This is a genomic window from Massilia luteola (assembly GCF_034420155.1).
Taxonomy (GTDB): Bacteria; Pseudomonadota; Gammaproteobacteria; order Burkholderiales; family Burkholderiaceae_D; genus Telluria; species Telluria luteola.
In genome coordinates this window covers 663,864-674,384 of sequence record NZ_JAXOFN010000001.1, presented here as the reverse complement: position 1 = coordinate 674,384, position 10,521 = coordinate 663,864, and the positions used below count along the sequence as shown (strand labels likewise).

General features: G+C 63.5%; 12 protein-coding genes. 2 read left to right on the top strand and 10 right to left on the bottom strand.

The window, feature by feature from the left end:
* The 7 genes from U9J41_RS03045 to guaB all read right to left on the bottom strand — a co-directional run.
* A partial coding sequence (locus U9J41_RS03045; protein WP_322400125.1) for a transposase occupies nt 1–269 on the bottom strand: 269 nt, incomplete at its 3' end.
* 67 nt (nt 270–336) lie between these two features.
* On the bottom strand, nt 337–690 hold the full coding sequence (locus tag U9J41_RS03040) for a RidA family protein (protein ID WP_322400123.1): 354 nt from the start codon (nt 688–690) through the stop codon (nt 337–339).
* A gap of 10 nt (nt 691–700) precedes the next feature.
* Nucleotides 701–1,051, bottom strand: a complete 351-nt coding sequence (locus U9J41_RS03035; RefSeq protein ID WP_322400122.1) for a cupin domain-containing protein — start codon at nt 1,049–1,051, stop codon at nt 701–703.
* An 82-nt stretch (nt 1,052–1,133) separates the two neighbouring features.
* A complete protein-coding gene (locus U9J41_RS03030; RefSeq protein WP_322400121.1) occupies nt 1,134–2,186 on the bottom strand; it encodes a proline racemase family protein in 1,053 nt (350 codons plus the stop codon).
* A gap of 21 nt (nt 2,187–2,207) precedes the next feature.
* Nucleotides 2,208–3,551, bottom strand: a complete 1,344-nt coding sequence (locus U9J41_RS03025; protein ID WP_322400119.1) for an MFS transporter — start codon at nt 3,549–3,551, stop codon at nt 2,208–2,210.
* A 247-nt stretch (nt 3,552–3,798) separates the two neighbouring features.
* Complete coding sequence (gene guaA / locus U9J41_RS03020) at nt 3,799–5,409, bottom strand: glutamine-hydrolyzing GMP synthase (RefSeq protein ID WP_322400116.1); 1,611 nt, start codon at nt 5,407–5,409, stop codon at nt 3,799–3,801.
* Between the two features lie 118 nt (nt 5,410–5,527).
* A complete protein-coding gene (guaB, locus tag U9J41_RS03015; RefSeq protein WP_322400114.1) occupies nt 5,528–6,988 on the bottom strand; it encodes an IMP dehydrogenase in 1,461 nt (486 codons plus the stop codon).
* Nucleotides 6,989–7,144: 156 nt separating this feature from the next.
* Here guaB and U9J41_RS03010 point away from each other — a divergent pair, with 156 nt between their 5' ends.
* Complete coding sequence (locus U9J41_RS03010; RefSeq protein ID WP_322400113.1) at nt 7,145–7,666, top strand: DUF4124 domain-containing protein; 522 nt, start codon at nt 7,145–7,147, stop codon at nt 7,664–7,666.
* 167 nt (nt 7,667–7,833) lie between these two features.
* Here the strand turns inward: U9J41_RS03010 and U9J41_RS03005 are convergent, their stop codons facing one another.
* Both U9J41_RS03005 and U9J41_RS03000 read right to left on the bottom strand, forming a co-directional pair.
* Nucleotides 7,834–8,148: an RnfH family protein gene (locus U9J41_RS03005; protein WP_322400111.1), complete on the bottom strand. Its 315-nt coding sequence runs from the start codon at nt 8,146–8,148 to the stop codon at nt 7,834–7,836.
* Nucleotides 8,141–8,572, bottom strand: coding sequence for a type II toxin-antitoxin system RatA family toxin (locus tag U9J41_RS03000; RefSeq protein ID WP_322400109.1), 432 nt, complete (start codon nt 8,570–8,572; stop codon nt 8,141–8,143). The genes U9J41_RS03005 and U9J41_RS03000 overlap by 8 nt, the downstream gene beginning before the upstream one ends.
* A 108-nt stretch (nt 8,573–8,680) precedes the next feature.
* On the opposite strand from U9J41_RS03000, the gene smpB reads away from it, so the two are divergent.
* Nucleotides 8,681–9,130, top strand: a complete 450-nt coding sequence (gene smpB / locus U9J41_RS02995; protein ID WP_322400107.1) for an SsrA-binding protein SmpB — start codon at nt 8,681–8,683, stop codon at nt 9,128–9,130.
* Between the two features lie 38 nt (nt 9,131–9,168).
* Here the strand turns inward: smpB and U9J41_RS02990 are convergent, their stop codons facing one another.
* Nucleotides 9,169–10,362, bottom strand: coding sequence for a multidrug effflux MFS transporter (locus tag U9J41_RS02990; protein ID WP_322400105.1), 1,194 nt, complete (start codon nt 10,360–10,362; stop codon nt 9,169–9,171).
* Nucleotides 10,363–10,521: the final 159 nt, after the last annotated feature.

Sequence of the window (10,521 nt, the reverse complement as noted above, 5' to 3'; positions counted from 1 at the left end):
GCGCCGAAATCGCCCTTGAGCGTCTTGGTGCTATGGCCGTTACGGGTGTTGGCGGTGCTGTTGGTCACCTCGCCGCTTTTGTCGTGGCCCAGGTGATCGGTCATCTCGACTTCCAGCGCGCGCTCGACCAGCATCTTGGTGAGCTGCTTGAGCAGGCCATTTTCGCCAATCAGGTCCTCCGGCTTCTGATAGTTCGCCAGCAGGCTGTCGGCCAGTTTGAGCAGTTCCGGATCGGGCTTGGCACGCTTGTTACGCTTTACAACGGTCATTGTTTCTCCTAGTGGCGGCAGTGTCCTGCCAAATGACCGTTTACACAATATTATTTACACCCTCGGGCTACAGCACGCCCGTTGCCCGGATCTCGATCAGGTAATCGTCCGTCGCCAAAGCCGCGCCGACACAAGCACGTGCAGGCTGGTCGACGTTGCCGACCCACTGATCGTAGACCCGATTCATCGCGTCAAAATCCTTCATGTCCGCCAGCCAGATCTGCATGGTGGTGAGGTTGCGCTTGTCGGCATCGGCCAGCCGCAACAGGCCTTCCAGTTGATCCAGCACGGAGCGGGTTTGCGCCGCAATATCACGGGCGACGCCCGGCGCTGCGACGATGCCGCTGGTTTCCAGGCGTCCGCCCGCAACGACGAGGCCACTGCTGCGCGCACTGAGAGCAAAACGCTTGATCTCGTTCATCTTGCCCTCTTCAGAACAACACGTACGTCTTGCGCAGCGTCGCGCGGATATCCCAGACACCCTCGCAATTTGCCGGGAACAACACCGCGTCGCCGGCGCGCAGCTCGACCGGTTCGCCACCGTCGGGCGTGAAGATGCACCACCCGCTGACGATATGGCTGAACTCGCGGTTTTTCAGGTGGCGGCGGAATACGCCCGGCGAACTCTCCCACACGCCCACACCTGCCCCGACCGCCGCATCGTCCTGATGCTGTGCGGTGGCCTGGCTTGCCACCGGTTCGCCGACAGGCAGTCTGGCCGGATTCGGCGCGCCCATGGCTGCCGTTTCGGCCTGGCGGATTACTGTTAAAACTTGGGTCATCGCTATCCTTTTTCGGTTTAAAACTATTGGGAACACGTTCGAAAAAAAAACGGTCCGATCAAGGTCGATCGGACCGCGCCGGTCATGCCCAGATATCGCCCACCGTGAAGCCTTCGGTGAATGGATCGTCATGGTCGAGCACGAAGGTGTTCATGCCGTAGATCCAGCTGGTTCCGGTAATGGTCGGCACGACCGCCGGCTTGCCGCCGATGGTCGTCTCCTGGATCAGCTTGCCGGTATAGATATTGCCGAGAATGCCCTGGTGACGGAACGGCTGATTCAACGGGAGCTCGCCCTTCGCGTGGAGGACGGCCATCTTGGCGCACGTTCCCGTACCGCAAGGACAACGGTCCAACGCGCCGGTCCACGTTGCCGGGTTATCCCACGAAAAATCGCCGGAGGCCATCGTCACCACGTTCTTCCAATCCGCACGGGGATCGTCGGACGGTCCGGACAGCTGCGAGATCGTGATACCGACACCCGGATAGTCGGGGTGCGCGACCGGCAACTGTTCGATGGCGGCCTCACGGATCATCGACGAGACCCGTGCGATCTCGGCGCCGTGCTCGGGAATCAGTTGCAGATCCTTGAACTGGCGCACGTCGGCAATCACATAAAACATGCCGCCCCAACCCACGTCGACCTTGACCTTGCCCAGGTGCGGCACATCGATCACCGCATCGAGGTGGGCGGCAAATGCCGGCACGTTCTGGAAGGTGACGTTCTTGACCTTGCCTTCCCGGCATTCGGCCTGCACACGGATCAGGCCGGCCGGCGCCTCCAGGACCAGCTCGGTGACCGGCTCCTTCATCGGCAGCATGCCCATTTCAAGCAGAACGGTGACCACCGAGATGGTGTTCCCGCCAGACATCACCGGATACTCGATCTGCTCCATGATGATGTACCCCGCATCCGCCTCGGGATGGGTCGGCGGCACGATGATGTTGCAGCAATGCGCGGGGTATCCGCGCGGTTCGCGCAGCATCAACTTGCGCAGCTGGTCATCGTTCTCCTCCAGCCACTTCATCTTTTCGTACACGGTCTTGCCCGGGACGTTAGGCACGCCCCCGGTGATCACCCGCATCGGGGTGCCCGCATGCGTATCGACGGCGTGGATGGTTCGTTTGAATCCCATGTTTACTCCTGGTTTTTTGTATCAAGTAGACAGTGAAGCTGCCTGGTGGAGGTCCAGCGAGCGCGTTTCAGGCGCCATCAGCCAGGACACCCAGAGTCCGACCAACGATACGCCGGCCGCCACGTACATCGTGTTGGCGATGCCGATGGACGACAACGACAAGGGCACCAAGTATGTACCCGCTGCTGCGCCGATGCGCGACATCGATGTGCACAAGCCGACCGCCGAGCCACGAATCTTGGTCGGGAACAGCTCGTTCGGATAGACGTATTGCAGAACCTGCGCACCACCGATGAAAAAGGCGTATGCCGAGAACAGTGCCAGCGTCAGCATCGGATCGCTGTCCGGGAACACGCCAAGCAGCAGCAGTGCCAGGCCGGACCACAGGAAGCTATGGATCAGCAGGCCGCGGCGCCCCATCGGCGTGATCAGCTTGACGGCCGCCAGGCAACCGACGACGAACAGCGAAGTGATGGCCACGGATCCCCAGGAAGCCCAGTTACCCGTGAGGTTCATCGCGAGCAGCAGTTTCGGCGCAAAGGCATAGATCGCGAACTGCGGGATGATGGAGCAGCTCCAGAACATGCTGACGAAGAAAATACGCTTGCCATAACCGGAGTGGAACAGATGGCTGAGGGACACTTCGTTGTCGCACACCTGTTCGGGCAGGTCGCGGATCGAATAAGTCGGACCATACACGCGCTTGATGACCTGATCAGCTTCCTCGGCGCGGCCATGATTCAGCAGCCAGCGCGGCGATTCGGGCGTACCGGCACGCATCAGCAGGAAGATCGCTCCCGGCACGAGGGCGCTGCCGAGTGCCCAGCGCCACGCATCGGGGCCGCCGACGCGCACAATGATTTCTCCGACCACGTACGCCGCCGCCGCGCCGACGAACCACATCATGACCAGCGCCGCCAGCACCGGGCCACGCTGCTTCTTCGGCAGGAACTCCGCCAACAGCGATGTCGCCAGCGGGTGATCGGCGCCGATGGCCACGCCGATCAACAGCCGCCAGAACACCAGTGCCCAGGCCGACTCGACCCAGAACTGGGCGACCGAGAAAGCGACGATGGCAAACAGGTCGAGCAGGTACAGCGTCTTGCGGCCCAGCTTATCGGTAAACAGTCCACCGACGAAGCCGCCCAGAAACATACCGACGAGGGACGCCGCTGCGACGAGCCCTTCCATGAGCGCGTTCAGATGCAGCGCGCCCGTAATCTGCATCATGACGACGCCGATGATGCTTAGTACGTAGCCGTCCAGGAACGGAGCAGCTGACGAATAGACTGCGAGTTTTTTATGAAAGCTATTGAGAGGCACGTCCTCAATAGGAATGTTAATCGGATTGCTAGACCGTGGCATATCGTCTCCTCGTTATTTGGTGTAGTGATTCGAGTATAGGACTCGGACCAACGGTGCCATATAAGAGGCCGGTCAATTGATGTGACGCCTGTGCCTTATCGAGATGGCCCTGCAATTCGCCGGGCGCCAGCCGTCGCAGCCAACGCCATATTTCCATTAAAGAAATAAAAAAAGCCGTTGATCATTCCTCGAATGATCAACGGCTCTCTAGATTTTAATTCAAAATCAGTTACTTAGAGAGTTCCTATCACTCCCACTCAATCGTCGCCGGCGGCTTCCCCGAAATGTCATACACGACGCGATTAATCCCGCGCACCTCGTTGATGATCCGGTTCGACACCTTCCCGAGCAACTCGTGCGGCAGATGCGCCCACTGCGCCGTCATGAAGTCCAGCGTCTGCACGGCGCGCAGCGCGACGACGTATTCGTAGGTGCGGCCGTCGCCCATCACGCCCACCGATTTCACCGGCAGGAACACGGCAAACGCCTGCGACGTCGCTTCGTACCAGTTCACCGGTGCCTTGCCAGCGTCGATGCCCGGCACGCGCGGCGATTCGAACGGGGTGTTGCGCAGCTCCTCGATGAAGATCGCGTCCGCTTCGCGCAGCAGGTCGGCGAACTCGCGCTTCACTTCGCCGAGGATGCGCACGCCCAGGCCCGGGCCGGGGAACGGGTGGCGGTACACCATGTCGTGCGGCAGGCCCAGGGCGACGCCCAGCTTGCGCACTTCGTCCTTGAACAGTTCGCGCAGCGGTTCCAGCAACTTGAGGTTCAGGGTTTCCGGCAGGCCTCCCACGTTGTGGTGGCTCTTGATCGTCTGGCCCTTCTTGCCCTTGCCGGCCGATTCGATCACGTCCGGGTAGATCGTGCCCTGCGCCAGCCAGCGGGCCGCCGTCAGTTGCTTGGCCTGTTCCTGGAACACTTCGACGAATTCGCGGCCGATGATCTTGCGCTTCTGCTCCGGGTCGTTGACACCGGCCAGGTGGCCCATGAACTGGTCGGACGCGTCGATGCGCAGCACCTTCACGCCGAGGTTCTTGCTGAACATGTCCATGACCATCTTGCCCTCGTCCTTGCGCAGCAGGCCGTGGTCGACGAAGACGCAGGTCAGCTGGTCACCGATGGCGCGGTGGATCAGGGCTGCGGCGACACTGCTGTCGACGCCGCCGGACAGGCCGAGGATGACTTCATCGCTGCCGACCTGGGCGCGGATCTTTTCGACCGCCTCGCCGATGTAGTCCGGCATGTTCCAGTCGCTCTTGCAGCCGCAGATCTCGTGCACGAAGCGGCCGATGATGGCTTCGCCCTGCGTCGTGTGCGTCACTTCCGGATGGAACTGCAGCGCGTAGAAACGGCGTTCCTCGTCGGCCATCGCGGCGACCGGGCAGGAATCGGTGCTGCCCATCAGCTTGAAGCCGGACGGCATTTCCAGGACCTTGTCGCCGTGGCTCATCCAGACCTTCAGCATGCCGTGACCTTCGCTGGTCACGAAGTCGTTGATGCCGTTCAGCAGTGCCGTGTGGCCGCGGGCGCGCACCTCGGCGTAGCCGAATTCACGGACTTTACCGTTCTCGACCTTGCCGCCCAGTTGCGCGGCCATCGTCTGCATGCCGTAGCAGATGCCCAGCACGGGCACGCCCAGTTCGAACACGGCTTGCGGGGCGCGCGGCGAATCGCCTTCGAGCGTCGAGTTGTGGCTGCCGGACAGGATCACGCCGGACGCGCCGTAGTTGCGCACGAAGTCGTCGCCGATGTCGTAGGGATAGACCTCGGAGAACACGCCGGCGTCGCGCACGCGGCGGGCGATCAGTTGGGTAACCTGGGAACCGAAGTCGAGGATGAGGATCTTGGAATGCATGTAATGGTGATGGTTGAATGGTGGGCACGGGATGCCCACCCTACGTCAGATGGTATTCGCAGGGTGGGCATTTGAGGCCAGTGGCCTCAAATGAAACGTGCCCACCTTGGCCGATCGATTATTCCGTACGGTAGTTCGGCGCTTCTTTGGTGATCTGCACGTCGTGCACGTGCGATTCACGCATGCCGGCCGACGTGATCTCGACGAATTCCGCCTTCTCGCGCAGTTCGTCGATCGTCGCGCAACCGCAGTAGCCCATCGACTGGCGCACGCCGCCGACCAGCTGGTAGATAATCGCCAGCACGCTGCCCTTGTACGCGACGCGGCCTTCGATGCCTTCCGGGACGAACTTGTCGGCCTTGCTCGACGCTTCCTGGAAGTAGCGGTCGGCCGAGCCTTCGGCCATCGCGCCCAGCGAACCCATGCCGCGGTAGTCCTTGTAGCTGCGGCCCTGGTACAGGATCACTTCGCCCGGCGCTTCTTCGGTGCCGGCGAACATGGAGCCCATCATGACGGTGTGCGCACCCGCGGCCAGTGCCTTCGAGATATCGCCCGAGTAGCGGATGCCGCCGTCGGCGATGCAGGGCACGCCCGTGCCGGCCAGCGCCTCGGTCACGTTCGAGATCGCGGTGATCTGCGGCACGCCCACGCCGGCCACGATACGCGTGGTGCAGATGGAGCCCGGGCCGATGCCGACCTTCACGGCGTCCGCGCCCGCTTCCACCAGCGCGCGTGCGGCGGCGGCCGTCGCGATGTTGCCGCCGATGACGTCGACGTGCGGATACGTGGTCTTGATCCATTTCACGCGGTCGAGGATGCCTTGCGAGTGGCCGTGCGCCGTATCGACCACCAGCACGTCGACGCCGGCTTTCACCAGCAGGTCCACGCGCTCCTTGTCCTTGTCGCCCACGCCGACCGCCGCACCGACGATCAGCTTGCCCTGTGCGTCCTTCGACGCGTTCGGGTGCTCGTGCGACTTCAGGATGTCCTTGACGGTGATGAGGCCGCGCAGTTCGAACTCGTCGTCGACGACCAGCACGCGCTCCAGGCGGAACTTGTTCATCAGGCGCTTCGCTTCTTCCGTGCCGGCGTCTTCCTTGACGTACACGAGCTTGTCGCGCGGGGTCATCTTGGCGCGCGCCTCGGCGTCCAGGTCTTCTTCGAAACGCAGGTCACGGTTGGTGATGATGCCGACCACCTGCTTGCCCTCGACCACCGGGAACCCGCTGATGCCGTGCTGCTGGGCCAGGGCCAGGACTTCGCGGATCTTCATCGTCGGCGGAATCGTGATCGGGTCGCGCAGCACGCCGGCTTCGAAACGCTTGACGCGCGCGACTTCGCGCGCCTGGTCCGCCGGACGCAGATTCTTGTGGATGATGCCGATACCGCCTTCCTGCGCCATCGCGATCGCGAGGCGGGCTTCGGTCACGGTGTCCATGGCGGCGGACAGCAGCGGAATATTCAGCGAGATATTCCGGGTCAGCTTGGTGCGCAGGGACGTATTGGCCGGGAGGACGTTGGAGTAGGCCGGGACGAGCAGCACGTCATCGAACGTGAGTGCTTTCTGGAGAAGACGCATAGTTGATTTCCTATAGGCGCAAAAGCGAATTATACAGAAACTCCAGGAAAACGTCGCCGGCTTGCCGAAAAACGACTGGATGCGCGAGGAATCCGGCGATTGACAGCGGCCGCCAACCGTGGCGAAATCAGGTGAGTGACGTAAGGAAACAGACCAATGGATTTGAAACGCTTTTTATTCCTGCTGCTCGCGGCGCTGGCCGCGCAGGCGCCCGCGCATGCCCAGTACTCGTGGATCGACGACCACGGCACGCGCGTGTTCTCCGACCGCCCGCCGCCGCCCGGCACGCCCCCGGCGCGCATCCTCAAGGCGCCGCATGCGCCGGCGCCCGCCACGCCCTATCCCCTGCCCGCCCCGGCGGCGACCGCGGTACCGGCGGCGCCCGCGGTACCGGCCGCGCCAACGAAAGCCGCACCGCCCTCGCTGGCCGAGCGGGACGCCGACTTCCGCAAGCGCGCGGCCGAGCGCGACGCCGCCGAGCGCCAGGCGGCCGAGGACGCGAAGCGCAAGGCCGCCCAGGATGAGCAATGCGCGGCGGCACGCCGCAGCGAAGTCAAGCTGACGTCGGGACGGCGCCTGACGGACGTGGATGACCAGGGCGAACGCGTCGTCGTGACGGAAGAGGAAAAGGCACGCCGGCTGGCGCAGGCCCGGCACGTGCTGGCCGACTGCCGCTAGGGTGGGCGTTCGAGGCAGGTGGCCTCGAATGAAAACTGCCGCGCGTCATGCCGACACACCGCACACGTCACTAGCCCGCAGGTAACGCCGAGGCACCGCACACGTCACTAGCCCGCAGGTAACGCCAACACGCTGCACACGTCACGCGTGGGCACGGGGTGCCCACCCTACGCGACCGGCGCCGCCTGCCCGGTTTGCTTCTTGGCCGCGCGCTTGCGCCGCGAATCCTTAGGGTCGGCCACGAGCGGGCGATAGATCTCGACGCGGTCGCCGTCGCGCAGCACGGTGTCCAGCGACTTCTTCTTGGCGTAGATGCCCACCGGCTGCGTCACCAGGTTGATGTCCGGGAAGCTGGCGAGCACGCCGCTCCGCTCGATAGCCTGGCCGACGGTCGTGCCGGGCGCCACGCGCAGCGGACGAAGGAATTCCTGCTGCGGCAGCGCATACATCACGGAGACTTCCAATTCCGCCGGCTCAGCCATAAACCGCCTCGGCGCGCTTGCAGAACGAATCGACCATCGTGTTGGCGATCATGCCGAACACGGGCCCGACGAGTTGTTCGAGGATAATGCTCGAAAACTCGTACTGCATGTCGAAGTCGATCTTGCAGGCGTCGGCGCGCAGCGACTTGAAACTCCACGTGGCCTCCAGCATCTTGAACGGGCCGTCGACGAGGTGCATCTTCATCTGGCTCGGACGCTGGTTGTGGTTGGACGTCGTGAAGCTTTGCTTAACGCCGTGGAAATTGATCTGCAGGCAGGCCACCAGCTTCTCGTCGCCGCGTTCGAGCACTTTCACGCCGCTGCACCAGGGGAGGAATTTCGGATAGTCCTCGACTTTTGCGACCAGATCGAACATCTGCTCGGCGCTATACCCGAGGAAAACTGATTTGTGCACTACTGCCATTGGTCAACCGTTTGTTATGATGTTGGTTACGTTGCATCCTGCGCTCGCGGAATCCTTTCGAGAGCGCGACAACGGTAGTTTAACCGACGCGCGGAAATTAGCGATTTCATGAGTATTATTGACAATAAAAAAGCCTTTTTCGACTACTTCATCGAGGACCGCTACGAGGCCGGCCTCGTGCTGGAAGGGTGGGAAGTGAAGGCGATCCGCGACGGCCGCGTGCAGATCAAGGAAGCGTACGTCGTCGTGCGCAACGGCGAGCTGTACCTGTTCGGCGCCCACATCAGCGCGCTCACGACCGCCTCCGCCTGGAGCCATCCGGAAGCGCTGCGCACCCGCAAGCTGCTGCTGCACAAGGCGGAAATCGACAAGCTGGTCGGCAAGGTCGAACGTTCCGGCTACACCCTCGTCCCCCTCAACCTGCACTTCAAGGGCAGCCGCGTGAAATGCGAAGTCGGCCTCGCCAAGGGCAAGAAACAGCACGACAAGCGCGACACCGAGAAGGACCGCGACGCCAAGCGCGAAGTCGAGAAGGCGATGAAGCAGCATCGCCGCTGACGCTGGTCGACACCTGGGCCAACACCGGGGTCAGAGCCCTAACGGAAACATCGGGCTCTGACCCCGGTGTTGGCCAGCTGGCAGGCGCAGAAGCTGGCGACGAGGCCGACCGCCACGCCGCACGCGAGCTTGAACGCGCTGCCGAACAGTTGCGGCGCCACGAGGCCGGAGACGAGCGCGAACGACATCATCTGGATGAACGCCAGCATCGACGACGCGAGGCCGCGGTTGTCCGGGAACAGGCCGAGCGCGCCCACCTGGATCGCCGGCATCGCCACGGCCAGGCCGAACGTATAGACCATCAGCGGCAGCACCGCCCACGGCACCGCGACCGCATCGGCAGCCAGCGCCGTGTAGCCCACGTTCAGCACGCACGCCACTGCCATCGTGACGAAGCCGATGGCGCGCATGCGCGCGGGCGCCACGCGCGCCGCGCGCTTGCCGCCCCAGGCCGAGCCGATCACCATGCCGCTGATCAGCGGGATGAACATCCACGCGAACGCCGTTTCCGGCAGGTGCAGGATCTCCATCACGAAGTTGGCGGCGGAGCCGATGTACAGCGACAGGCCGCCGAACGCGAGGCCCACGGACAGCGACAGCAGCAGGAATTGCGGATGTCCCAGCACCTTGAGGTAGTTGCGCGCGATGGCCACGCCGTGGAACGCGTGGCGCTTTTCGACCGGCAGGCTTTCCGGCAGCAGGCGCCAGGTGGCCAGCAGCATGACGGTGCCGAACAGCGCGAGGAACACGAACGTGGCGCGCCAGCCGAACGTCACGTACAGCCAGCCGCCCAGAATCGGCGCGATGGCGGGCGCGAGGCCGAACACCATCATGATGTGCGACATGATGCGCTGGGCGTCCGCGCCGGTGAAGCGGTCCTGCACGATGGCCTGGCCGATGACGGAACCGGCGCCGGCCGACATGCCCTGCAGCGCGCGGAACAGCAGCAGCCAGCCGAACGTCGGCGCCAGCGCGGCGCCGGCCGACGCGAGCGTGTAGACCGTCAGCGCGACCATGATCACGGGACGGCGGCCGAAGGAATCGGACAGCGTCCCGTAGAACAGCATCATGAACGCGAACATGAACAGGAACACCGACAGCGTCTGCTGCACGGCGACCGGCCCCACATCGAACGCGCGCCCGATGGCGGGGATCGACGGCAGGTAGGTATCGATCGCGAGGGCGCCCACCATGCCCAGGCAGGCCAGGATGACGGTCAGGAGTCTTTGCATATGCATGCCTTGGTTAACACGTCGGCACTGCACCATGCGAGCGTCCGAGGGACGAAATTGTAGCGGGAAACGCGAGCGCCGTCCTGGCGCCGCCGCGCCGCCGCGCCCGGATGGCGGCGGCGCTCGAACACCGAGGGCACGCAGGCGCAGCCAGTGCCG

What these genes read in the sequence shown, in the direction of transcription:
- guaA (WP_322400116.1), bottom strand. Translation starts at nt 5,409, where the DNA reads ATGCATTCCAAGATCCTCATCCTCGACTTCGGTTCCCAGGTTACCCAA.
- U9J41_RS02990 (WP_322400105.1), bottom strand. Translation starts at nt 10,362, where the DNA reads ATGCAAAGACTCCTGACCGTCATCCTGGCCTGCCTGGGCATGGTGGGC.
- U9J41_RS03025 (WP_322400119.1), bottom strand. Translation starts at nt 3,551, where the DNA reads ATGCCACGGTCTAGCAATCCGATTAACATTCCTATTGAGGACGTGCCT.
- smpB (WP_322400107.1), top strand. Translation starts at nt 8,681, where the DNA reads ATGAGTATTATTGACAATAAAAAAGCCTTTTTCGACTACTTCATCGAG.
- U9J41_RS03035 (WP_322400122.1), bottom strand. Translation starts at nt 1,051, where the DNA reads ATGACCCAAGTTTTAACAGTAATCCGCCAGGCCGAAACGGCAGCCATG.
- U9J41_RS03030 (WP_322400121.1), bottom strand. Translation starts at nt 2,186, where the DNA reads ATGGGATTCAAACGAACCATCCACGCCGTCGATACGCATGCGGGCACC.
- U9J41_RS03005 (WP_322400111.1), bottom strand. Translation starts at nt 8,148, where the DNA reads ATGGCTGAGCCGGCGGAATTGGAAGTCTCCGTGATGTATGCGCTGCCG.
- U9J41_RS03010 (WP_322400113.1), top strand. Translation starts at nt 7,145, where the DNA reads ATGGATTTGAAACGCTTTTTATTCCTGCTGCTCGCGGCGCTGGCCGCG.
- U9J41_RS03040 (WP_322400123.1), bottom strand. Translation starts at nt 690, where the DNA reads ATGAACGAGATCAAGCGTTTTGCTCTCAGTGCGCGCAGCAGTGGCCTC.
- U9J41_RS03000 (WP_322400109.1), bottom strand. Translation starts at nt 8,572, where the DNA reads ATGGCAGTAGTGCACAAATCAGTTTTCCTCGGGTATAGCGCCGAGCAG.
- guaB (WP_322400114.1), bottom strand. Translation starts at nt 6,988, where the DNA reads ATGCGTCTTCTCCAGAAAGCACTCACGTTCGATGACGTGCTGCTCGTC.